General features: G+C 63.8%; 20 protein-coding genes. 4 read left to right on the top strand and 16 right to left on the bottom strand.

The annotated features are described in order from the left end of the window. Nucleotides 1–220 precede the first annotated feature (220 nt). Both ACGYLQ_RS17065 and ACGYLQ_RS17060 read left to right on the top strand, forming a co-directional pair. The gene (locus ACGYLQ_RS17065; protein ID WP_394444038.1) at nt 221–589 is read left to right on the top strand and encodes a helix-turn-helix domain-containing protein; all 369 of its coding nucleotides are present in this window, start codon (nt 221–223) and stop codon (nt 587–589) included. Then, on the top strand, nt 589–1,821 hold the full coding sequence (locus tag ACGYLQ_RS17060; RefSeq protein WP_394444036.1) for a type II toxin-antitoxin system HipA family toxin: 1,233 nt from the start codon (nt 589–591) through the stop codon (nt 1,819–1,821). The genes ACGYLQ_RS17065 and ACGYLQ_RS17060 overlap by 1 nt, the downstream gene beginning before the upstream one ends. A 150-nt stretch (nt 1,822–1,971) precedes the next feature. Here ACGYLQ_RS17060 and ACGYLQ_RS17055 read toward each other — a convergent pair whose 3' ends face one another. From ACGYLQ_RS17055 to trbB, 11 genes are read right to left on the bottom strand one after another with little or no spacing between them, the layout of a single operon-like run. Then, nucleotides 1,972–2,226 carry a DUF2274 domain-containing protein gene (locus tag ACGYLQ_RS17055; protein ID WP_394444034.1) on the bottom strand — a complete coding sequence of 85 codons (255 nt, stop codon included), beginning with the start codon at nt 2,224–2,226 and terminating at the stop codon, nt 1,972–1,974. A 1-nt stretch (nt 2,227) separates the two neighbouring features. Further along, nucleotides 2,228–3,331, bottom strand: a complete 1,104-nt coding sequence (locus tag ACGYLQ_RS17050; RefSeq protein WP_394444068.1) for a TrbI/VirB10 family protein — start codon at nt 3,329–3,331, stop codon at nt 2,228–2,230. 29 nt (nt 3,332–3,360) lie between these two features. After that, nucleotides 3,361–4,335, bottom strand: coding sequence for a P-type conjugative transfer protein TrbG (trbG, locus tag ACGYLQ_RS17045; protein WP_394444032.1), 975 nt, complete (start codon nt 4,333–4,335; stop codon nt 3,361–3,363). After that, nucleotides 4,332–5,021, bottom strand: coding sequence for a conjugal transfer protein TrbF (gene trbF / locus ACGYLQ_RS17040; RefSeq protein ID WP_394444030.1), 690 nt, complete (start codon nt 5,019–5,021; stop codon nt 4,332–4,334). The genes trbG and trbF overlap by 4 nt, the downstream gene beginning before the upstream one ends. After that, nucleotides 5,018–6,367, bottom strand: a complete 1,350-nt coding sequence (gene trbL, locus ACGYLQ_RS17035) for a P-type conjugative transfer protein TrbL (RefSeq protein WP_394444028.1) — start codon at nt 6,365–6,367, stop codon at nt 5,018–5,020. The genes trbF and trbL overlap by 4 nt, the downstream gene beginning before the upstream one ends. A 3-nt stretch (nt 6,368–6,370) precedes the next feature. Continuing rightward, on the bottom strand, nt 6,371–6,643 hold the full coding sequence (trbK-alt, locus tag ACGYLQ_RS17030; RefSeq protein WP_394444026.1) for a putative entry exclusion protein TrbK-alt: 273 nt from the start codon (nt 6,641–6,643) through the stop codon (nt 6,371–6,373). A 14-nt stretch (nt 6,644–6,657) separates the two neighbouring features. Next, nucleotides 6,658–7,446, bottom strand: coding sequence for a P-type conjugative transfer protein TrbJ (gene trbJ, locus ACGYLQ_RS17025; protein ID WP_394444024.1), 789 nt, complete (start codon nt 7,444–7,446; stop codon nt 6,658–6,660). Further along, a complete protein-coding gene (gene trbE / locus ACGYLQ_RS17020) occupies nt 7,443–9,938 on the bottom strand; it encodes a conjugal transfer protein TrbE (protein WP_394444022.1) in 2,496 nt (831 codons plus the stop codon). The genes trbJ and trbE overlap by 4 nt, the downstream gene beginning before the upstream one ends. Nucleotides 9,939–9,948: 10 nt before the next feature. After that, the gene (locus ACGYLQ_RS17015; RefSeq protein WP_394444020.1) at nt 9,949–10,230 is read right to left on the bottom strand and encodes a VirB3 family type IV secretion system protein; all 282 of its coding nucleotides are present in this window, start codon (nt 10,228–10,230) and stop codon (nt 9,949–9,951) included. Next, entirely contained in the window at nt 10,230–10,562 is a 333-nt protein-coding gene (locus ACGYLQ_RS17010; protein ID WP_299560080.1) for a TrbC/VirB2 family protein, read from the bottom strand. The genes ACGYLQ_RS17015 and ACGYLQ_RS17010 overlap by 1 nt, the downstream gene beginning before the upstream one ends. Continuing rightward, nucleotides 10,559–11,557: a P-type conjugative transfer ATPase TrbB gene (gene trbB, locus ACGYLQ_RS17005; RefSeq protein ID WP_394444019.1), complete on the bottom strand. Its 999-nt coding sequence runs from the start codon at nt 11,555–11,557 to the stop codon at nt 10,559–10,561. The genes ACGYLQ_RS17010 and trbB overlap by 4 nt, the downstream gene beginning before the upstream one ends. A gap of 214 nt (nt 11,558–11,771) precedes the next feature. Between trbB and ACGYLQ_RS17000 the strand changes: the two genes are divergently transcribed. Both ACGYLQ_RS17000 and ACGYLQ_RS16995 read left to right on the top strand, forming a co-directional pair. Beyond that, a complete protein-coding gene (locus ACGYLQ_RS17000) occupies nt 11,772–12,185 on the top strand; it encodes an MbcA/ParS/Xre antitoxin family protein (protein ID WP_038074207.1) in 414 nt (137 codons plus the stop codon). Beyond that, a complete protein-coding gene (locus ACGYLQ_RS16995) occupies nt 12,182–12,871 on the top strand; it encodes an RES family NAD+ phosphorylase (protein WP_394444017.1) in 690 nt (229 codons plus the stop codon). The genes ACGYLQ_RS17000 and ACGYLQ_RS16995 overlap by 4 nt, the downstream gene beginning before the upstream one ends. 152 nt (nt 12,872–13,023) lie before the next feature. On the opposite strand, the gene ACGYLQ_RS16990 is transcribed toward ACGYLQ_RS16995, so the two are convergent. The 5 genes from ACGYLQ_RS16990 to ACGYLQ_RS16970 are packed head-to-tail and all read right to left on the bottom strand — an operon-like array spanning nt 13,024 to nt 21,637. Next, nucleotides 13,024–13,785, bottom strand: coding sequence for an HNH endonuclease (locus ACGYLQ_RS16990; RefSeq protein ID WP_394444016.1), 762 nt, complete (start codon nt 13,783–13,785; stop codon nt 13,024–13,026). Continuing rightward, nucleotides 13,782–14,909 carry an ImmA/IrrE family metallo-endopeptidase gene (locus ACGYLQ_RS16985; RefSeq protein WP_394444014.1) on the bottom strand — a complete coding sequence of 376 codons (1,128 nt, stop codon included), beginning with the start codon at nt 14,907–14,909 and terminating at the stop codon, nt 13,782–13,784. Before ACGYLQ_RS16985 ends, ACGYLQ_RS16990 begins: the two co-directional genes overlap by 4 nt. A 9-nt stretch (nt 14,910–14,918) precedes the next feature. After that, entirely contained in the window at nt 14,919–15,614 is a 696-nt protein-coding gene (locus ACGYLQ_RS16980) for a hypothetical protein (RefSeq protein ID WP_394444012.1), read from the bottom strand. 51 nt (nt 15,615–15,665) lie between these two features. After that, on the bottom strand, nt 15,666–19,646 hold the full coding sequence (locus tag ACGYLQ_RS16975; RefSeq protein WP_394444011.1) for an Eco57I restriction-modification methylase domain-containing protein: 3,981 nt from the start codon (nt 19,644–19,646) through the stop codon (nt 15,666–15,668). Nucleotides 19,647–19,648: 2 nt separating this feature from the next. Then, complete coding sequence (locus tag ACGYLQ_RS16970; protein ID WP_394444010.1) at nt 19,649–21,637, bottom strand: helicase-related protein; 1,989 nt, start codon at nt 21,635–21,637, stop codon at nt 19,649–19,651. Nucleotides 21,638–21,784: the final 147 nt, after the last annotated feature.

The following is a 21,784-nucleotide window of genomic DNA, read 5'->3' as shown; positions in this document are numbered from 1 at the left end:
CACGGCAGAGACGTCCGGTGCGACCTGCCCGACCCACCGCCGGAGATCATCAGGGCCACCAGACCTTGCACGTTAAATCGGACAAAAGTCCGCTCTTAGCCTGTTAAGCCGGATTATATTCCGCTTTGCGGTGCATTTTGTTGACTTCTCATGCAAAACCACCTAACACGGAAAAAATTACGGATACAGCAGCACAAGGCGGAGTTTTCTCCGATCAAAAATGTCATCATACCAGGTTCAGACCGCCCTGAAACGACTTGGCCATGACATACGTGTGGCCAGGAAGAAGCGGCGCATGTCCGTCGCAGATTTCTGTGAGCGCCTGGGTGTGACCGACAAGACGCTTGCCAAACTCGAGATGGGCGATGGCGGTGTGCGGCTCGAGACAATGGCCATGGCACTCATGGTCCTTGGCGAGATCCACCGACTCGGCGAAATCCTGGATCCGGCGAAAGACGATACTGGCCTGGTCCTTGATCAAGCCCGCCTGCCAGAGCGGATCGTCAATCGCCGCAGGCCGTCCTCCGGCAGATCGGATACCACGCAAGAGAGGTCGGATGAGATCGATGACGAAGGGAGCGCTTTCTGATGGCCGTGGCGCGTGTCGCTCTCGGGGAAGGGCTGGTTCCAGTCGGCCGTCTGATCTTCGAGACGGATGGGCGGCGCGCGCATTCCACTTTCCTCTATGATCAGGACTGGATCGATAACCCGCGCGGCTTCGACCTCTGCCTGCAAATGCCGAGGGTGAACACGCCCTATCACGCTAGTTCCGGCGGGCGCGACAGCCGGAAGCGTGATGTTATCGCCGGGCCCTTTGCGGATACGTCCCCGGACAGCTGGGGCCGCAAATTGATGCGTCGGGTTCTGGGCGAGGCAGCAACCGAGTTCGACTTCCTGACGGCATGCGACGATACCGCCCGCCAGGGCGCGCTGCGCTTTTTACAGGAAAACGGTGAGCCATTCCCGCGGATCGGAAGAGCCGTCCCGCGCCTTGCTGATATCGAGGACCTGCTCAAGATCGCGCAAAGGTTCGAACGAGACCCGGCAGGCGCGGAGCAGGATGCGCTGGATCTCGTAGGTGCCGCCGGTACGCCGGGCGGGGCGCGACCGAAAGCCAACGTGAGGGATGGGGAGCGGCTCTGGCTCGCCAAGTTCACCTCCATCAACGACACTTGGCCAGTGGAACGTCTCGAGGTGGCAACGATGAAGCTCGCCGGGCGTCTTGGTCTTCGTACACCGGAATGCAGGCTCGAGTTGCCCGGCAGCGCGCACCCCATCGGGCTCTTCAGCCGTTTTGATCGCCGAGGCGGCGGTCGGGTCCCCTATATTTCCGCGCGCACCGCCTTGGGCAAGCTTGGACATGCGAGCGGCTTCTACACAGATATTGCCGATATCATCCGCACCATTTCCGCCCGGCCCGGCGATGATCTGCGGGAAATCTGGCGCCGCATGGTGTTCGGGGTCCTTGTCACCAACACGGATGACCACCTGAAGAACCACGGTTTCATCTATGCGGGTCAGAACCTGTGGCGTCTTTCACCGCTCTTCGATGTCAATCCGCAGCCCCGGCGGCATGCCCAGATGGAAACCGGGATCAGCCCGATCCATGGGCATGAGCCGGACATTGCTGCCGCAATCGACGCGGCTGAGTTTTTCGATATCAGTGCGCCGGAAGCCCGAGCCCTGGCCCGGGATATGGCACAAGTTATCGGCAACACTTGGCGGGACGAATTGCGCCACCAGGGGCTTGCTGGCGCGGGGTTGAATGCCTGCGCTCCGGCCTTCGAACATGAACGGATGGATGCGGCACTCGGGCTGTAGCCCGTAGAATTTCTTGAGTCCCCTCGGATACATTGGCATCAAGACCGTTTGGAGGATGTGCCCGCCTTTTAATTGCAAGAGGACAACCGAAGAGGGCCATAAGCGCTTAACATTGCAAAATCGCTCTTTCTCCAATTGCGGCCGAAGCAATCAAGGAGGCTGTTCCTTGGCTCGATTTCGGTCCTGACCTCCCCCGCGCCGCGCTTTCGCAAACCCTCGGTCCGTCGCGATGAACCGTTCAAGCATGGGAACCACCAGCTTCTTCGGTTCGATTGATCCCTGCCCTGCTTCGCGCCCGAGGATTTCCCCATAGGCGATCAGGTCGCGATGGAGATCAGCTGGCAGTTCCAGGGTCAGCTTCACCGGCTTGTCGTCCGGGATCGGTCCGAGTTTCAGCTTGCTCATATCAGCCTCTGGGTGGCGCAAAGACGAGATCGCGTGTGACGATAACGCGGACGGGGAAGCCCGGACGGATGGTCAGCGTCGGCGGTACCTCGAGCTGGCGTTGGACGATGCGCTGGCCAGCCTCGTTGATCGTGTCGAGGGCTCCGTCGCGGAGCGCGCGGGCGAGGCGGTCTTCCTCGTCGAGGGAAAGTTCCGCCCCGACGGCGAGCAGGGTCGAAAGGCCAGCCGCGCGCAGGATGCTGGCCCAGTGATTGTCGACGCGGTCCTCGAGACCGGCATAGCCGGCGGCATCTGCCCCGGGCTGGCGTTCGAGCACGAGGGAGCGTCCATCGGGGAAGATTAGCCGCGTCCAGACCAGGAGCACACGACGTTGGCCAACAGTGACGCTGTCGTCGTAGGCCCCGACCAGGCGGGTGCCCTGCGGAATCAGGAGCAGGCTGCCCGTGGGGCTATCATAGACATTTTGGGTGACCTGCGCAGTGATCTGGCCGGGCAGGTCGGAGCGGATGCCGGTGATCAGTGCGGCCGGGATGACGGAGCCGGCCTGCAGCAGCCAGGGCGATGCCGGGGGCTGGACGCGGTCGGGCGCGACCGTTCGGCGGTCTATTGGCCCGGTGAGAAAGGTCTGACGTGGATCGGTCTCCGGGGTAGCAGCCAAACCGCTCCCCGGCGCCGTAGGCGGCAACTGGAACCCTGTGGACGCGGGCGCTCCGGGCCGCGTCTGGAAGAAGAGATCGCTGACCCGGGCGGCCTCGAGTTCCGCAAGCCGCTGTTGTTCCGCCGGGTCCATGGTGGGCGGCGAGAGGCTTGGAGCCGCGATGGACTGGCCACGTTGCTGGGCGTCGAGGATGCCACCGCCAAGATCGCCCGGCAGGGGCGGACCGAGCCGCGGGATCGCGTCATAACTGCCCGGCAGATCGCGGAGACCATCGGCTGGCTGACGGCGGTCCGTGGTGATCAGCTCTTCCGGTGCAGCGCTGCGATCGGGTCGCTGGAGTCCATAGATCAGCGCTGCGCCGATCCCGATGCCCGCGACCACGCCAAGCCCGATGATCACTTTTCGGGAAATTCGCGTGACGCGCGGCGGATCGGCGCGCAGGCGCATGGCGGCGGCGGTATCGGTCGATATCTCGCTCACGTCCCCCGCTCCGCGTTTTGCCGCACCACAGCCGCTTCGGTCTGGGGTTCGATCCGCAGGATGCGGACCACCTCCTGCCGGGGACCGCGTCCGAGGCGCAGTTCCGCCGCTCCGAAGAGCCGGTCGACGATCAGTACATTGCCGTGGATGCGGGAGTTGACGATTTCCAGTTCGCCATCGGCGCCCATTACGAAGAGTGGCGGCATCTCGCCCTGGGCGATCCCGCGCGGGAAAACGACATAGACCCGGCGCCCGTCGTCGAAGACCGAAACCGGACGCCAGGGCGGGCTGTCACCCTGCAGCCCGTAGCGATGATTGCGGGCATGCGCGGGCGGGATGCGCGGCGTGGCCGACGCGACGCGTGGGGCGTCGGGCGCACGCGGATAGGCCCATGAGATGGCGGGCATCCAGGTCTCTTCGCTGGCGTTGAGCTCGATCAGGTAGGTCCGCCGGTCGGTCGAGATCACGAGGTTGGTGCTGATATCGGGCCGGGTGGGTTTCACGAGAACGAGGACGCGCGTGTCGCGGCCCGCGCCGCTTTCGGTGTCGCCGATGATCCAGCGGGCGGTGTCGCCCGCCGCGATCGGGCCGGTGCCGGCGAGACGTTCGCCGGGCTCGAGCGCGATGGTCGTGATCTGGCCCGGGGCGGCGTAGACCTGATAGAGCGCGCCCTCGGACCAGGGATAGATCTGGATCGCGTTGAAATACCCGGCCTGCCGCGGCTCGACACGTGCGGCCGCATTGGCATTGCCGACCTGGGTGACGGGTGTGGCGGCCGCCTCCCCGCCCCGGCTCGGGGTCCAGGCGGGCGGGACATGGAGGGGACGCGGCCGGTCATCGGGTGCCGTCACGGGGGGTGACGGCAAGGGCGGCACCGCGTCGTCATAGGCGAATGCGGGCGGGCGGTCGCTGGCGCAGGCGGCCAGAAGCGTGGAGGCCAGAAGAATAGCGGGCAGGATCGGTCGGGTCATTGGCTCATCTCCCGCGACCAGTTGATCGCGTTCACATAAATGCCGAGGGGATTGGCGCGCAGGCGGTCCGCCGTGCGCGGCGGGTCGATCACGAGGGTCAGGATGGCGGTCCAGCGTTCGGTGCGGGCGAGCTGGCCGTTCTCGTAGTGCCGCTCGGACCAGGCCACCCGGAAACTGTCGGGTGAGGCGCGGATGACGCTCGAGACCTCGACCGAGACCTGGTCCTCGCCGACCCGCGCGAAGGGATCATTGGCCCGGGCATGATCGTTCAGCGCCAGCGCGCCGCGATCGGTGGTGAATTCATAGGCGCGGAGCCAGTTCTGCCGGACCACGATGGGATCGGCGGGCAGGCCTCGGACCTCCTCGATGAACCGGGCGAGATGCCAGGCGATTTGCGGATCGCTCGGGCGATAGCCGGCGCTGGCCGCCTCGACGGCGCGGGCCTCGCCGTGGCGATCGATCTCGACGACGTAAGGCACGACGGTGCCGCGCGCCGATTGCCAGACCAGCGCTGTCGCGAAGCCGCCCGCGAGGATCAGGCAGCCGAAGGCCATGAGGCGCCAGTTCTTCGCCTGCACGCGGGCCGCGCCGATGCGCTCGTCCCAGACCTGGGCGGCCTTCTGATACGGGGTCTCGGGCACAGGGGTCTTGCCGTAATGCGCGGCGGCGCGTTTGAAGAGGCTCATGGGCGGTCACTTTCGGAAAGGGAAACGGAGGTGCCTGAGCCGGGGCTGTCCCCGGCCCGCAGCGCATGGGTGGCGGCGGAAACGCCATGGCTCATGGCCTGGCTGCGGCGGATGGAGCGCGCCCAGGCCGGTGGGCTGCCAGTTGATGCGGGTATGGCGGCCGACGCACCTGCAACGCTGCCCATGGATGAGGAGCCCCCGGTAGCGGCAAACCCGGATCGGGCGCCGCCGGCATGGCTTGTCTTGACAGCTTCGGAGGCCGCGGCGGCGGCCCGGCGCAGGGGTGAAATCGCTGCCGCGCCCCCTGCCCGCGCCAAGCCGCCGAGTCCGGAGGCGACGCTTACGGCTCCTGTCTGGCCCATCGATCCGAGAGTGTAGGCGGCGGAGGCAGCCCCGGTCGCCGCTGCTGCCCCGCGCGTGGCGGCGGCCCCACCCGAGGCCAGCGCCCCGGCCCCGCGAGCGCCGAGCATGGCCCCGCCACCCGCCGCGACGGCCGCTCCGCCCACGGCAAGCCCGGTGCCGACGGCGGCCCCCGCGCCCAGTTGCGGCCCGCCAGAGACAAGGCCGGTGGCGATGCCGGGGCCGAAGATGCCGAGACCGAGGAGCGAGAGCGCGGCCAGCACGATCGCCATGGCCTCGTCGATGGTGGGCGTCACGCCACCGAAACCGGCGGTGAACTGGCCGAAGAGCGTCGAGCCGATGCCGATGATCACGGCCAGCACCAGCACCTTGATGCCGGAAGAGACGACGTTGCCCAGCACCCGTTCTGCCATGAAGGCGGTCTTGCCGAAAAGGCCGAAGGGGATCAGCACGAAGCCCGCGAGCGTCGTCAGCTTGAACTCGATCAGCGTCACGAAAAGCTGCACCGCGAGGAGGAAGAAGGCCAGAAGCACCAGCGCCCAGGCGAAGAGCAGGCAGGCGATCTGGATGAAGTTCTCGAAGAAGGCGACGAAGCCCATGAGATCGGCCGTGGACTCCAGAAGCGGGCGCCCGGCATCGAGCCCGGTCTGCGCCACCCGGCCGGGGCGCAAGAGATCGGCGGGCGAAAACCCGGTGCCGGAGGCGAGCAATCCCAGCCCCGCGAAACTGTCGAAGACGATGGCGGCAAGGCTGTTCCAGTTCGAGATCAGCCAGGCGAAGACGCCGACGAAGAGGGTCTTTTTCACGAGGCGGGCGATGATGTCGTCATCGGCGCCCCAGGCCCAGAAAAGGGCGGCCAGCGTTACGTCGATCACGATGAGCGTGCTGGCGATGAAGGCGACCTCGCCACCGAGCAGCCCGAAGCCGCCGTCGATGTAGGAGGTGAAGACCCCGAGGAAGGTGTCGATGACGCCGGTGCCGCCCATGGCTCACTCTCCCCCGGCCCGGTCGCGTTCCCGTCCGAGGAAGCGGTCACGGGTTTCGGCCCAGACGGCGAGGCAGTCCGGATCGGAGGCCGCGGCCTCGCCCAGCTCCTGGCAGCGCCGTTGTTCGACGCGCAGGGTATCGACCTCCGGAACAGGCAAAGCCGCCGGACGCGCCCCCTGCCCCGCCTCGTCCCGGCCCATCTCCACCATCGCCGCGGTGATCGCGATGGCGACGAAGACGATGGCGGCGATGCGGGCGAGAACCGATCCCTCCATGGGCCTGCCCTCCCTCAGTTGTTGAACATTTGGGCATTGCCGGGCTGGTAGCCCGCGCCCGGGGTGAGGAACCGCTCGCGCTGGACCCGGCCCTGTTCGGCCGCGGCGGACCGCTCGGCCTCGACGAGCGCCGAAGCGCGGCCATTGGCGGCCACGACGGCGATCAGGTCGGCGATCTGCTGGGACTGCAGCGCGAGGAGCTGGTTGCCCGCCTGGGTCGCCTGCAGGGCACCGACGGCGGACTGGCTTTCGCCGACGAGGGCGGAGAGCTCGGCGCGCTGGCCGTCGAGATTGCCGACGACACCGGCCTGCACGCGGAGCGCATCCTGCAGCCCGCCGACGGTGTTTTCCCATCGGGAGCGCGCATCGGCCAGAAGCTGCGCCTCGGGCGCGGCCATGGGGATATTGGCATAGTCCTGCTGGAAAACCTGGTCGATCTGGGCGACATCGAAGGCAATGTTCTGTGCCTCAGACAGGAGCTGCCGGGTCCGGTCGACATTCTGCTGCAGCGCCTGCAGCGAGGAATGCGGCAGGCTCGCGAGGTTGCGGGCCTGGTTCATCAGCATCTGCGCCTCGTTCTGCAGCTGGGTGATCTGGTTGTTGATCTGCTCCAGCGCCCGGGCGGCGGAGAGGATGTTCTCGGCGTGATTGCGCGGGTCGTATACGATGCGCCCGCCCCCACCGAAGAGGAAAGCCTGGGCCGGCGTCGCGAAGATCGGCGCGAGGCCGATGGGGGCTGCGAGTGCCAGGGCCAGCGCAGAGGCGCTGGCGAGCTTGGACAATCGATGGGCGGCATGGGTCATGGGGTGGTCTCCTTTGCGGGTTCGGGGGCTTGGGGGATTAGTGCGTCCGGAACTTCAGGCTCCGGCGCGAGATTGGTGAGGCCCGGGATCAGCTCTGCGGCCCAGCCAACCCCGCGAGCTTCAAGCCAGACCGCGAGGAAGCCCTCGCGTCCATGCTCTGCGAGGATCTCCGAGATCAATGTCTGGTCGGACTTGGACGAAGCCGCGCAGAGCGCGAGGCCCACCTCGGAGAGGCCCAGCTCGAAGAGCCGGTTTCCGCGCCGCGACTGGCAATAGTAGTCGCGCTTGGGCGTGGCGCGGGCGAGGATTTCGATCTGGCGGTCATTGAGGCCGAAACGGCGGTAGATCGCGGTGATCTGGGGCTCGATGGCCCGTTCGTTGGGGAGAAGCAGCCGGGTCGGACAGCTTTCGATGATCGCGGGCGCGATGGCCGAGGCGTCGATATCTGAGAGCGACTGCGTCGCGAAGATCACCGAGGCGTTCTTCTTGCGCAGCGTCTTCAGCCATTCGCGCAGCTGGCCGGCAAAGCCCTCGTCATCGAGCGCGAGCCAGCCCTCGTCGATGATCAGGAGCGTCGGCCGCCCGTCGAGCCGGTCGCCGATGCGGTGGAAGAGATAGGAGAGCACCGCGGGCGCCGCCGAGGTGCCGACAAGCCCCTCGATCTCGAAGGCCTGCACCGAGGCCGCGCCGAGCGCTTCGACCTCGGCATCGAGCAACCGCCCATGGGCGCCACCGAGGCAATAGGGCTGCAGGGCCTGTTTCAGATCGGAGGATTGCAGCAGCACAGCGAGACCGGTGATCGTACGTTCGCCAACCGGGGCGGAGCCCAGCGAGGTCAGCGCGGACCAGAGATGCTCCTTCACCTCCGGCGTGATGGCGATGCCTTCGCGGGCAAGGATCGCGCTGATCCAGCCCGCGGCCCAGCTGCGCTCGGCGGGATCGTCGATCCGGGCGAGCGGCTGCAGGAAGACCGACGCTTCCGCGCCTTCGGTCAATTCGCCGCCCAGATCATGCCAGTCACCACCCATGGCCAGTGTGGCGGCCCGGATCGAGCCCCCGAAATCGAAGGCGAAGACCTGCGCCCCCGGATAGCGGCGGAACTGCAGCGCCATGAGCGCCAGCAGCACGGACTTGCCCGCCCCGGTGGGACCCACGACAAGCGTATGGCCGACATCGCCCACATGGAGCGTCAGGCGAAACGGCGTCGCGCCCTCGGTCTTGCCGTAGAGCAGCGGCGGGCCGTCGAAATGCGCATCCCGCTCCTCCCCCGCCCAGACGGCGGAGAGCGGGATCATGTGGGCGAGGTTCAGGGTGGAGATCGGCGGCTGGCGGACATTGGCGTAAGCCTGCCCCGGCAGCGAGCCGAGCCAGGCATCGACGGCATTGACCGTCTCGACCATGGCGGTGAAGTCCCGGCCTTGCACGACCTTCTCGACCAGGCGCAGTTTCTCGTCGGCGCGACGCGGGTCGGCGTCCCAGACGATGAGGGTCGCCGTGACATAGGCCTCGCCCGCGATATCGGCGCCAAGCTCCTGCAGCGCCATGTCGGCATCGGCGGCCTTGTTGGCCGCGTCGGTATCGACCAGCGCCGATTGCTCGTTGGTCATCACCTCTTTCAGGATCGCGGCGATGGATTTGCGCTTGGCGAACCATTGGCGGCGGATGCGCGCGACCATTCGCGTGGCCTCCATCTTGTCCATCAGGATCGCGCGGGTCGCCCAACGATAGGGAAAGGCCAGCCGGTTGAGATCATCGAGGATCCCGGGCGTGGTGGCCGTCGGGAAGCCCGAGAGGGTCAGGACACGCAGGTGGGCGTCCCCCAGCCGGGGCTCGAGCCCGCCGGTGAGCGGTTGGTCGGCCAGGAGCGCATCGAGATAGGCCGGGGTTTCCGGCACCCGGACGCGATGGGCCTGCGTCGAGATGGTGGAATGCAGGTAGGTCAGCGTCTCGCTATCCTCGAGCCAGCGGCATTCGGGCATGATGCCATCGAACAGCGCCAGCACCCGGTCGGTCCGGTCGATGAACCCGCGCAGCACCTCGCCCGCATCGATGCCCGCCTTCTCGCGGCCTTCGTAGAGCCAGGTCTCGGCCCGCGCAGCCTCCTCAGCGGGCGGCAGGTAGAGGAAGGTCAGAAGATAGTCCGACTGGAAATGCGCCCCCTGCTCTGCAAACCCCGCACGCCGTTCGGCATCGAGCAGCGCCGAGGCCGGATCGGGAAAGCGGCTGTCGGGGTAGTCGGCCGCCGCCACGCGCTGCGCCTCGACGAAGATCGCCCAGCCCGAGCCGAGGCGACGGAAGGCATTGTTGATGCGCCCGGCCACCGCCACGAGCTCCGCCGCGACCGCGCTGTCGAGATCGGGACCGCAGAACCGGGCCGAGCGCTGCAGGCTGCCATCCTTGTTCAGCACCACGCCGGGCGCCACCAGCGCCGCCCAAGGCAGGTAATCCGCCAGCCGCGTCCCTTTCCGGCGATACTCCGCGAGGTTCATCATGGTGCTGCCCTCAGACCTCGAGGTGACCGGGAAGGCGCAGATGCCGGCGCCCGACCTCGACGAAGAGCGGATCGCGCCGCGCGGCCCAGACCGCGACCCCGTGGCTCAGGAGACCGATGACGATGCCCGCGACCCAGAGCTGCAGCCCGAGCCCGATGGCCGCGGCCAACGTGCCGTTCAGGATCGCGAAGGCCCGCGGCGCACCGGCCAGCAGGATCGGCTCGGTCAGAGCCCGGTGGACCGGGACGGTGAAGCCCGAGACATCCGCCAATTGTTCGAATGTTCCGTCCATCAGATCAACGCTCCGCCGCCGAAGCTGAAGAAGCTCAGGAAGAACGAACTCGCCGCGAAGGCGATGGAGATGCCGAAGACGATCTGGATCAGGCGGCGGAAGCCCCCGGAGGTATCCCCGAAAGCCAGCGTCAGGCCGGTGACGATGATGATGATCACCGCGATGATCTTGGCGACCGGCCCCTCAATGGACTCGAGGATCGATTGGAGCGGTGCCTCCCAAGGCATGGACGAGCCCGCCGCCCGGGCAGGTCCCGCCAGCATCAAGGTCACGGTGGCAAAAGTAACGGCATGGGCTGCCTGCGCGCGCAGCCGGTGAAGGGATCGTGTCATGAAGAGTCTCCTGTGTCGGTGTCCGTCCCGGTCGGCCGCGCCGCCGGGGTGATGCGGTAGTCGCCGTCGGGTCCCAGGCCCTGGACGCGGGCGAGCTCGTAGAGGTTGCGGTTGGCCCCGCGCCCGGAGAGGACGGCGATAAGATCGATGGTTTCGGCGATGAGGGCGCGCGGCACGGTCACCACCGCCTCCTGGATGAGCTGTTCCATCCGGCGCAGGGCCCCGAGGGCGGAGCCCGCATGGATGGTGCCGATCCCGCCCGGATGGCCGGTGCCCCAGGCCTTCAACAGATCCAGCGCTTCGGCCCCGCGCACCTCGCCGATGGGTATGCGGTCCGGGCGCAGGCGGAGCGAGGAGCGGACGAGATCGGAGAGCGAGGCGACGCCGTCCTTGGTGCGGAGCGCCACGAGGTTGGGGGCGGCGCATTGCAGCTCGCGCGTGTCCTCGATGATGACAACGCGGTCCGACGTTCTGGCCACCTCGGCCAGGAGCGCATTGGTCAGCGTCGTCTTGCCGGTCGAGGTCCCGCCCGCAACGAGGATGTTGGCGCGGGCGGCAACGCCATCCCGCAACAGCGCCGCCTGGGTCTCGGTCATGATCCCGGACGCGACGTAGTCGGCGAGCGTGAAGACCGCGACGGCAGGTTTGCGGATCGCGAAACAGGGCGCGGTGACCACGGGCGGCAGGAGCCCCTCGAAGCGTTCGCCGGTCTCGGGCAATTCGGCCGAGACGCGCGGCCGCGCGGCATGCACCTCGACCCCGACATGATGGGCGACGAGCCGCACGATCCGCTCACCATCGGCGGGGGACAGGGTAGCCCCGGTATCGGAGAGCCCATCGGAGAGCCGGTCGATCCAGAGCCGCCCGTCGGGATTGAGCATGACCTCGACAATCATTGGGTCCTCCAGAAACCCGGCGATGGCGGGCCCGAGCGCCGTGCGCAGCATCCGCGCCCCGCGGGCCATCGCTTCCGGTTTCCGAGCTGCCTCTGCCATTCTGTCCCCGTTCCGTGAGTGGTCGCCGACGGGCGGCCCTGGATCGGGTCCATCAAGAAAACCGGAAACGGGCCGCGCTCAACAGCTCTTCAAGGGGCGTAGGGCTCTGGCGCGCAAAGACAGGGAAATGGGTGGAAGTCCATCTTAGCTGCACCGCACGGCCCACCTTGCCTTTTGGCACAAAATGTATATATTGATGCCAAAGGAGAATGCCATGCAGTTCGCTACGGTCCAGCCTGTCCTCGCCCGCACCGATCTTCCCGTCATCACCGACGAGGAGGCGGCGGCGCTGGCACGCACAACGGTCAACCTGTTCCGGGCCTGGGAGCTGACGGATGCGGAAGCCCGCACGTTGCTGGGCGACATGGCACAACGCACCTGGGCGCGGTGGAAGACCGGCGATATCGGCCGGATCGACCGCGACTTGCGCGCGCGGATGGCAATCCTGATGGGGATTCACAAGGCGCTGCGCTATCTCTTCACCGACCCTGCCCGGGGCTATGCCTGGATCCGCAAACCGAACGCCGCCTTCGCGGGCCGGAGTGCGCTGGACGTCATGCTCCGGGGCGAGATCACCGACCTGATCGACCTGCGCGCCTATCTCGATGCCGAACGGGGTGCCTGGTGAATGTGCCTGTCCGCCGCGTGACATGGTCGCGCACGGTTCGCATTATCCGCTCGATCCACCCGCCCATCAACCTCTTCGAGGACATCGCCGATCCGGCCGACTGGGAAGCGCTGGCCTCGGCCGAGGCCAAGTTCAACCCGCGCATCCGCGAGAGCATCGGCGATCTCTCCAAGGTCCCGGTGGCCCGCCGCGTGACCGGCCCCGGCGCAAGCTGGGTCATGGCGCCCTTCGTGCATTGCTCGCCGCTCAGGCCCGGGCGGTTCTCGGATGGCAGCTTCGGCCTCTACTACGCGGGCGACCGCACCGAGGTGGCGATTGCCGAGACCATCCACCACCACGCCCGCTTCATGCGCGCCACGGAAGAGGCTCCTGGCTGGACCTCGCAGTTCCGCGAGCTGATCGGATCGATCGACACCGATCTCGACGACGTCACGGGCCACGCCGATTTGCTGGACCCCGACGACTACCGCCCCTCGCAACTCTTCGGGGCCGAGCGCCGTGCGGCTGGCTCGAACGGCATTACCTGGCCCAGCATGCGCTTTCCCGAGGGCCAGTGCATCGCCATCTTCTGGCCCGACGTTGTCCCGATCCCGACCCAAGGGGCCCATTTTGCGTATCACTGGAACGGCACGGCAGTCGATTACGTGAAGCGGCTGGATAATGGGGAGGTGTTGCGAGTCTTGTGACGTTGGAAACCGAAGTCCGATGGGATGACCGTTCGACGCATACCGGACCTACCAGAAATCCGGCGAAGGCCAAGACCTTGCGCAGAATTGGGTCCCCCCGCGCAAGCCCCTATGTTTTCTGAGTTCAGCAGAAATCTTTGTTGGCCTATTACTTAGCCGCCGTATCCTTTTTCGAACACTTCGCTGCGGTGCCATTCCAAGCGGGCACGGTGCTTGTCTGTCAGGCGAATTGGCGCCTGCCATCTCAATTCGGTAGCAGCCGTTTCACTCAGCTGAGTTGAAAACTGCGGGTGGCCGCCGTCATCGAACGTAACGAGGCCGCGGTCGAACGCGGCATCCCAGAGCGCCGACAGAAGCAAGCCGTTGTGCACGTCCAGTCGATCCTCGTCGCTCTCGCAATCCTTCCACGGCTTGATGTGGGAGGCACGCAGCAAGGCGTGGTCGGAAATGCCCGTCAGCGGGCAACAGCCCTGCCAATAGGTGATCAGACGGTCTCGGAATATGTCCTGTCCAACACGCTGTACCACTAGACGCTCGGCCTCGGTCGTCCTGGGCATCTCACTCGTCCGATGCAGGAACTCTTGGAGCGGAGCGTCGGGGAGACTGACGGCAAGTTCGTAAAGGCGAGGCATGATAGCGTAGAGCGAAGTTAGCGATGCGAACCGAAAGCGGGCCAGTCCAGGCCCAACGGAGTCAGACATCTCGAGACCGATTTCTCCCAACACACCGGCATGGTCGATCGCGAGCAGCCAATTACCGTTCTCCTCTGCCGCCAGCCAGATCGAACCTTGCGCTGTGGTCGAGCTGTATCGCCGCCAGCCTTCAGTTTCGCCATGAGTCCGGCGAAATCCGTTCTGGAACGCGATCTTGTCGCACTCCTGCCGAATAACGAAAGACTGGGGCGCTTCGATCATGACTTCTCGTTCCACAGCTTGTGCGATGCAATCCCCATGGCAGTTTCAACCGCATTGGCGGCCCGCGTCACAGCATACAGATTCAGGTCCTCAAACGCGCCTTTGTAATTCGCGAGGTAGCTCTCGCTCCTTGGCTTTAACCCATTTCGCATGGCAACAAGGTAAGCAACCATCTCGGCCTCCACTTCCATCAAGGCATGCGGTGTATCCCGCCGATCAGGGACCCGTCGTCCGGCATCAGACCCGAGGTGTCCGAGATAGAGGTGTGCCAGCTCGTGCGCCACGGTTACAAAGCGCGTCGGCGCGGCGTGGTTTCGATTGTAGGCGAGTTGATAAACGTTCTTGCCGGTCTTGGCCTTGGATTCAGCCAGAAGACGTATCCAACCTGCCTGTCCATCGCCGGAATCCAAGACGACGAGATCGATCCGCTCCTTGGCGACTGCGCGCATGAACTCGGAAAACCGGTTGTCACTCAGGTCTCCAAAAGTCGGGAACGCGAACGCATCAACTGGCACATCGCGGCCTTCCGTATCGAGAATATCGAAGACGAAATCGACCGGACCTTTGGTGCGCAAGACCAGCAAGGGGCGCGTGCCCTTCTTCGGGACACGCCCAAAGCGATGCCACCAGTCATGCGCAGTCGCGGCATGGGTCAGGCCCGGCTTCTGGATGTGGAGCAGCATCGCATTGAACGGGGCGAACTCTCGCAAGTTGATCGTAAAGGTGAACAGCGCCTCGATTGCCTCGCTCGTGTCATAAAGCTTTGTTGCGGCGATCAGCTGGTCGATGAGTGCTTGTTCTGCCGGGGCTTTTTCCTGAGGCTTGGGTGTGAACAGGTCTTTCTGAAAAGGTGCAAAAACCGGGTTCGGCGTTGGTTCCAAACCAGCCAGATAGGGCCCCTTGGGAAAGGGCTCGATCGTCCCGTTCTGGACCTCTTCCACAAACAACTCGATATACGGCCTGATATCCTCGGCATCATCCCGAGTGTATGAGGCGTCTTTCAATTGATGGATGATGGCGTGCATCATGGCGGTGCGATCTGCGCCGGGCTCTGTGCGGGTCTTCAGAGCATCAAGGAAGATCGGCTTGAACTTGGCGTAGGTTTGCGGATGGATCACTGGCATCGGTACATCTCACCAATAGCGCCGTGGGGGGTGGCGCTGAAACAACCCGGCCAGTTCTCGGTACTCGACCTGAAACCACGTCCGATCCGCTTCCCAATCCGCGACGGCAAATCTCTGGTTGCTGCGACCGCTCCGCATATCGGCAAGCATTTTCAGATGCTTCTCGATTGATCGGAACCGCTGGTATGTCGCGGGTGCGCCCCATCCCTGGTATTTTGGGTCAAGGTCAGACGGGATCTCGATCCGAAAACAGACGCCCAGCCGCCTTTGCCTTTCACGGCTGGGAAGGCCACGTGTTTTTCCGACCCTGTATCCGACATAGGCCAAGGGAGAGCGATCTTCGCCGACGAAGGAGCCGTCCAGAAAGGAGCGCATATCCCGTTTGATGTCCGGGGGGATGGGCCGCTCGACCAGTGCATCATGTTCCTTCTGCGCCCTGTCGCGTTCGGCCTGTTCTCGGGCGTCGGCCTCGGCTTTCTTGCGACGGGCGTCTTCCTTTCGGCGCTCATCTTCCGCTTGGACGCGGTGCAGGACTCCCGACACCCATGGCAATTTGCCGAACCACCAGAACCTGCCCATCCACAGGAACAAAGCATCCCGTTGCCACAAGATCCACTTTGGGCCGTGCTCCGTCAGGTTTGAAATCAACCACCACAACAGGATCAGCACTGCGATGACGAGCAAGGCCGGGAAGATCATGAACATCGCCACGACAATCCCGATCCACAGCGCGATCTTGAGGTATGGGTGCATCCCCTACATCCCCATCGCCGTAAATTCGCCGTTGGCTTCCATGCGGTCCCAGGCTTCGAGGACGAGGCGGCGGGTGCGGTATTCGCCGTGTTGGCGGATTTCCTTTTCCTTGAGGACACGGAAGGTTTCCGAGGGGTAGTCGGGGCCCTTCACGTCGGCGGGGTCGAGGATGTAGCGCAGCTCGTCGCGGGTCAGGCCGTAGGCGCGGGCGTAGAAGGCGTCGAGATCGGCGCGCAGGTCGGCGCGGCGGTCCTCGTCCCAGACGAAGGGCGGCCCGTCATGGCCCAGATCGCGGGCGAACGGGGCGATGCTGTGCGAGGTGTAGGTAAGTTCCAGCACCTTCGGGGTGATGAAGGCGAGGCGGGGTTCGGTGTAGAAGTCGGGCGCAATTGTCGGTAACTGCTTAACAATATTATATTTGAGATGTACATAAGCAATCTTTTGTCTTGTCGCGTAATCGAAGGCGAGAGACGCCCAATTCGCATAGAGACAAGCAAGTTGTTGTGGTGGTTGCTCTGTAAAAGCCAGCAAGAATGTATCGCCGGTTCCGCATTTTGGAATAATGCATGGAACCATCGTTCGCTCAGCAATGGCAGTTGTTACGTCCCGCCAGCCGAAAATGTAATTCTTTCCACGAAGGCGATCAGAGAGCCTTCTGGCAACTTCATCAGAAGGAACCCAATAGAATGGGTCAGTTTCGAAGGAAATGTTTTGATGTTCTGCTTCCGTAGTGGGCGGTAGCACTCGGCTTCCTCGTTCGTCGCCGCGTGAATGATATGAAGATGCGCGATGGTCAAAGTGCCAAACCAACTTCGCTTCATAAAGCGGAACGTATCGTGTTTGTCGCGGGGCCGCCCCACTCAAAGGTAAGCTGCCAGCTCCTGAACTCTCAACGGAGAGGGCCCCTTGAGAAGGTCTTACTCCCCCCTGAATCCAATCCATGCCAGAGCGATCAAAGCCATCTGCCGCCAATTGCGAGGCAGTGCGAAAGAACTTCGAGTCCGTCGACATGTCGAAGGGGCGTGCAAAGCTGACACTCCACGGATTGCCTTTGGAATCATTTGAATCATCGACAAGGACCGGGGCGCGACGGTAAATTTTTGCTGTCAATTCTGCGTCCCAGCGAGATCGGAACACCGGTGCAGTTCGAGTGTTGGGGTTAATTGCAGAAATCTCTTCGGGAGACAGCGAGAAGTTTCGCTCCGGGTCGGCAATCTCGCTAGCATCGGTCAAGAAGAATGAAAAGCCTGCCTCCCGCACATCTCGGCCCAAAGTAAGTAAGCAGAATTTGAAACTGCGATGAACCGCCGAAAAGATCGGGCTTCGATTCTCGAAGTCAATGAGCCGCGCCAGTCGGTGTTTCTCAACCAAATGTGCAAAGAATGGGGCCGTTGTGATGTCAGTGGAGATACCAGTGGGGACAATCACACCCGCTCGCTGGTGCGCGAGGTCCGCGAACAACTCCGCAAAGAGCGCATAGGTGTTAACGTCGCCTCGTCCTGTCAGAGCAAAGCGTCCGCCATCTTCACCTGACACACGGACAAATTCGCTTGTTGCCTCAGCTTCGCGTTTGGCGGATGTGAATGCCTCAAGCAATGCTCGGTCAGCGCTGCCTTCGATTGCCGTCGCCAAGGCTTTGATCAGCTTGTTGCGCGCCGCTTTGTTAGGCGCACCGGCGATCTCCGGTGAACGGGTTGCAAAGAACTCCTGCTCTTGCAGCTTGATCCGCTCCCATGGCGGATTGCCCAGCACGATGTCGAACCCACCGCGCTGCATCACATCAGGAAATTCCAGCGGCCAGTGGAACGCACGGGCACGGCGCGCGGCCTTTGGCGCATCCACCATCGCCTGCCGCATCTTGCCCTGATTGAGGGCCATCCACAGTTCCTCGGTCGTCGGCACGGTGCGGGCTGAGGGGCCAGCGGGCGCGCCGCCCACCTTGGGCAACAGGAAGGCCGCGACATAGAGGTTCGCCGCCGCCGTCGCCCGCACAAATCCCTGCTTCTTGCGCAGTTCCTTGAAGCGTTTGGCCTTGGCCCCGATCTGCTCCACCGTATCCTCGGGCAGATCGCGGAAACCCGAGAAATCCAGCGCCATCGGCTTCATCTCGGGCATGGCGACCTGGCCGGTGCCGAAATCGAACCCGCCCTGACCGCCCTTGGCGTCGCGATTGGCCTTCAGGTAGTATTTGGCCGTATCCTTGTCGTCGCCGGTCAGCGGCTTGTAGGCGGCATCGGGGATGCCATCCTCCAGAACCTTCAGGTCGAACACCCCCAGCAACGCATCGCCGCAGCGGATCTGCGCGTCGAAGAAGCCGAGCGGAAGGCCGGGGTCCACCGTCTCGATCCACAGCGCGACCTTGGTCAGCTCCACCGCCATCGGGTTGCGGTCCACCCCGTGCAGGCAGGAGCGCGCGACATCGCGCAGGGCGTGGCGGAAGTCGGATAGCGCGGGCGTGCCCTCGGCCCTATGCCGGGCAAGGCGCGTGGCGATGCGGCGAGCGGCGGCCAGCAGGAAGTGGCCCGAGCCGCAGGCAGGGTCGATCACGGTCAGCTTGAGCAGCTTGTCCGGTTCGGTCTTGTCCAGCACCGGGTCGAGCGCTGTGTCGAGAAGCGCCTGAACGAGGCTGTCGGGCGTGTAGTAGGAGCCGGTGGTCTTGCGCTGGTTGCCCTTCTGCTCGGCGGCTTCGGAAGCGAAGACGAGCGTCTTGCCATCGTCGCCCAGCTGGGGCTGCAGTTCGAGGAGGGATTCATAGACGGACCCCAGCTCCTCGGTCTCCATCGCGCGCCAGTTGACGGGGACCATGCCGGTTTTGTCCGAGAGCCAGGAGAGGCGGTAGAGCGCTTCCATGAAGGCCTTGTTTCGCAGTCGGGCGGTCTCCAAGTGGGGCAGACGGTCGTCGGCAAAGAGGCCGCCGAGCGCCGGGAGGGCGAGTGCTGGCTGACCATGGGCGAGCGCGTTGAAGACGATCTTGACGCCTTCGTAACGGTCGTGGTGCTTGTCCCAGGTCGCGGCGCGGTAGCATTGCTTGCGCAGGGCCGCGAGAGAGTAACCTTGGGCGTAAAGTGAGCGCGCGTCGGTCTTGGCGTTGCTGGGGTGCAGCAGGTTCCGATCCTCGGCCACCATGAGGAAGATCAAGCGGTAGACGAGGCGCAGGAGCTCGTTGAACCACTCGGTGAGGTTCACTTCACCAGATTTCAGTTTTGTCGAAAGGTCGGGGTTGGCTTCGAGGAAACCGGAGCCGAGCACCTTGAGCGCGATCTGGACCTGGTCGGCAAGGCGATCCCGGGCAACCTCACCTTCCTTTGAGCCGGTCTCTCGCCACCGCTCGAGCGGGCAGTCCGTGGCGGGAGCACCTTCGTTGCCGAAACGGGACCGGTGGATCAGCAGCCAGAGGACCGCGAAGGAGGCGATGTCCTCGTTCGAGAAGATCTGGGCAAGGTCAGCTTCGATATAAGCCGGGCGTGTCAGCGAGGCGTTGTCACGCATGAGGCGCAAATGGGTGCCGTTGGTGACAATTCCCCAAAGCGCCTCGTCCTTGTCATTGAGGTAGTCCTGAAGGGCGAACGCCGGGGAGCGCGACCGGTCGATTGACAAGGTCGGACTGCGACGGTCAAGCGTCTCGGACGTGGGCACCACGACGAACGGAACGCGCCCACTTGCGATCAATGCGATGGGTGCCTCAGCAGCCGCCAGATCATCGTAACCGAAGGTTTCCTTGAAGAGGCCAGAAACAAAGCGACGTGTGGCATCCTGAGTTGGTGTCTCGATCTTGGCGAATGCATCAAAATGAGACTGCCCGACGCGGAAAGCCGTCGAGATTTCTTCGCGGATCGTCAGGCCCTTTCGAACGGAATAGTCCTCCGGGGCCTGTTCCGGCGCGGCCCGCTGATCGATCTTTGCAATCATGGCGGGTGCGATGAGATTGCCCTCGAGGCTAAGCGAGGGCCATGCCGACATATCGGTAATGGGCTTGCGGGCCATGCTTAAACCTCTCCCGGCATCAGGACGAACATTCCAATGACGTCAGGTGGAAGCACAGCCTCCACGCTGACACGCGAGGCCGATCCAGCCGCAGCACGCAGTCGTGCATGATCTTCGACGAGCTCCTCCGCCCGCTTTTTCACGAATGCCGCCAGCGGTCCTTCAATGAGCGTGGGCAACTCCGACTTTGCGTTGTTCACCAGCCGGTCTCGCGCAATTTGCGCAAGATCAGCAGTTGCTGGCGTGTTAAGCATTTCACGTGCGGTGTCTGCGATCGCTACAATGCTGTTCCCTTGAAGGGCAACCAGTGCGGCCTCTTCCGCGAGTAGCAGTCTTTCCTTGCGAGAATGGATGGTGAGCTTGTAGCGGATACGTAGAAGCACGAGACGGGTCATTGCTGAGACTGCCGGTGTAGGCCAAGCGCCAACGCGCCCGATACCGAGATCTGGTAGGGCTTCGTGGTCCAGGGAAGCCTCCACAAGGCTTTCTGCCAGAGCGGCTGTCAGAGGATGGGTGCGCGTCAATAGAGACGTGCCCGAAGGCGCGGGTTCCGCAGTGGCAAGCTTAACGGATTTCTCGACTCCTCTTTGCCCCAGCTTTTCTCTCAGGCTCTCCTGCAGTGCATGAACATGCGCAATGTAGAGTGACCGCTTCTTCTCTAGAGGCACGCCAAAGCGAGACATTGCGCGTTCGACAAACTGCCGCGCATCATCCGGCGAACCGAGCAGGTCTTTGACCTTGTTCCATTCCGGTGCAACCTCGGCCGGTTTCATTGCATTCTGTGCAAAGCGCGCACGGGATTTCTTCTCGTTCTCGCTTGCATCACGCCAACGGGCATCCATCGCGTGCGTGCCGTCGTCCAGACGCAAGTCAAGTGTCAGCTGTTTATGACCACCGCGACGAAGCATCATCGCGGCCATGAGTGCATCGGTGACGGGGCCGCGTTCATCGGGCAGCGGAACGGTTACACCTGTTGCTTTCCGGATTTCCTCCGCTTTGCGTAAGATGACGTCGAGGACGGCGCCATCGATAGCGCTGTCTGGCGAAAACATCATGATGGATCGAACCAGTTCGGCGGGTTGACCAAAACGGTCCACCCGGCCCTCGCGTTGTTGGTGTCGGGTCGGGTTCCACGAGAGGTCGTAGTGCACGACAGTGTCAAAAAGCTGCTGAAGGTTAATCCCTTCAGACAGGCAATCCGTCGCGACCAAGATCCGCTGAGTATCCTTTTCGCCATCTTCAATCGTCATCTCCGAAACACGATCTCGTCTCTCGTCCGGCGTGAGTTCACCGGTGACGGCCTCAATGGTCAGTTTTGGAAAAGCCTTTCGGAGGCCTTCCTTCACGTGTTCCGCCGTTGCCAGGTATCGACAAAACACGACCGGATTGGCTCCTGCTTTGATCAGCGGCTTCAGCGCACTGACAAGCGCGTCAAGTTTGGGATCTTTTGCGACCGAAAGACTGGACGCTTGATCCAGGAGACCTTGGAGTGCCGGATCGTTCGCAAAGATTGTATTGGGCTCGACATCAACAGCGTCTTCGTCGTCGCCATCTTCGTCGTAGATTTGTGGCTCCAAACGCTCGGCTTCGTTCGAGGCACGATTTCTAAGAGCGCTTAGCGCCGCCGCTGGAGAAGAGCCCACGCATCGCATCAAGGCGAGGGTGCCCCAGAAAGCGAGCCGCTGATCCTTCTTCTGATCACCGGCTTTCGAGACGACTTCAAGGCAGTAGTCGATGGCGGACTCTTGAAAGGCCAAATGGTCGGCTGAAAGACGATAAGGGAACTCGGTTGTTTCGTGCTTCGGGAAAGAGCGATCTTCGTCCCAGTCCCCTTCGATGAGATCGACCCGGCGCCGCTGAACCAAGTGCCGCGCCAAGCGCTCGCGGTAACGCGCATTGTCGAAGTCTACTGAGGCGAACTCTTGATCAATCAGCGAGAGCAAGCGCGCGAACGCTTCTTCGTCTCCGGAGTGCGGTGTGGCCGTGAGCATGACTATCCTGCGTTCTGGATCCTTTGCTAACCCCTGGAGCAAGTCGAAGCGTTGCTGCTTCCCTTTATGTTGTTGATTGTCACTGAGAACTGACCCGGTAGCCCCATAAATTGTCACTGAGAATTGACCCATGTGAACACACTTCCC

Origin of the sequence: Sulfitobacter sp. 1A12779, assembly GCF_043557315.1 — a bacterium.
Lineage (GTDB): Bacteria > Pseudomonadota > Alphaproteobacteria > Rhodobacterales > Rhodobacteraceae > Sulfitobacter > Sulfitobacter faviae.
This window is presented reverse-complemented; position numbering and strand designations above follow the sequence as displayed.

Excerpts from the sequence above, each read along its gene's own strand:
- trbF (WP_394444030.1), bottom strand. The coding sequence starts at position 5,021 with ATGAGCCTCTTCAAACGCGCCGCCGCGCATTACGGCAAGACCCCTGTG.
- ACGYLQ_RS16975 (WP_394444011.1), bottom strand. The coding sequence starts at position 19,646 with ATGGCCCGCAAGCCCATTACCGATATGTCGGCATGGCCCTCGCTTAGC.
- ACGYLQ_RS16985 (WP_394444014.1), bottom strand. The coding sequence starts at position 14,909 with ATGCCAGTGATCCATCCGCAAACCTACGCCAAGTTCAAGCCGATCTTC.
- ACGYLQ_RS16990 (WP_394444016.1), bottom strand. The coding sequence starts at position 13,785 with ATGATCGAAGCGCCCCAGTCTTTCGTTATTCGGCAGGAGTGCGACAAG.
- trbE (WP_394444022.1), bottom strand. The coding sequence starts at position 9,938 with ATGATGAACCTCGCGGAGTATCGCCGGAAAGGGACGCGGCTGGCGGAT.
- ACGYLQ_RS17050 (WP_394444068.1), bottom strand. The coding sequence starts at position 3,331 with ATGCGCCTGCGCGCCGATCCGCCGCGCGTCACGCGAATTTCCCGAAAA.
- trbL (WP_394444028.1), bottom strand. The coding sequence starts at position 6,367 with ATGGGCGGCACCGGCGTCATCGACACCTTCCTCGGGGTCTTCACCTCC.
- trbK-alt (WP_394444026.1), bottom strand. The coding sequence starts at position 6,643 with ATGGAGGGATCGGTTCTCGCCCGCATCGCCGCCATCGTCTTCGTCGCC.
- ACGYLQ_RS17055 (WP_394444034.1), bottom strand. The coding sequence starts at position 2,226 with ATGAGCAAGCTGAAACTCGGACCGATCCCGGACGACAAGCCGGTGAAG.
- ACGYLQ_RS16980 (WP_394444012.1), bottom strand. The coding sequence starts at position 15,614 with ATGTTCATGATCTTCCCGGCCTTGCTCGTCATCGCAGTGCTGATCCTG.
- ACGYLQ_RS16970 (WP_394444010.1), bottom strand. The coding sequence starts at position 21,637 with ATGCTCACGGCCACACCGCACTCCGGAGACGAAGAAGCGTTCGCGCGC.
- trbB (WP_394444019.1), bottom strand. The coding sequence starts at position 11,557 with ATGGCAGAGGCAGCTCGGAAACCGGAAGCGATGGCCCGCGGGGCGCGG.
- ACGYLQ_RS17060 (WP_394444036.1), top strand. The coding sequence starts at position 589 with ATGGCCGTGGCGCGTGTCGCTCTCGGGGAAGGGCTGGTTCCAGTCGGC.
- ACGYLQ_RS17010 (WP_299560080.1), bottom strand. The coding sequence starts at position 10,562 with ATGACACGATCCCTTCACCGGCTGCGCGCGCAGGCAGCCCATGCCGTT.
- ACGYLQ_RS17065 (WP_394444038.1), top strand. The coding sequence starts at position 221 with ATGTCATCATACCAGGTTCAGACCGCCCTGAAACGACTTGGCCATGAC.
- ACGYLQ_RS17000 (WP_038074207.1), top strand. The coding sequence starts at position 11,772 with ATGCAGTTCGCTACGGTCCAGCCTGTCCTCGCCCGCACCGATCTTCCC.
- trbJ (WP_394444024.1), bottom strand. The coding sequence starts at position 7,446 with ATGACCCATGCCGCCCATCGATTGTCCAAGCTCGCCAGCGCCTCTGCG.
- trbG (WP_394444032.1), bottom strand. The coding sequence starts at position 4,335 with ATGACCCGACCGATCCTGCCCGCTATTCTTCTGGCCTCCACGCTTCTG.
- ACGYLQ_RS17015 (WP_394444020.1), bottom strand. The coding sequence starts at position 10,230 with ATGGACGGAACATTCGAACAATTGGCGGATGTCTCGGGCTTCACCGTC.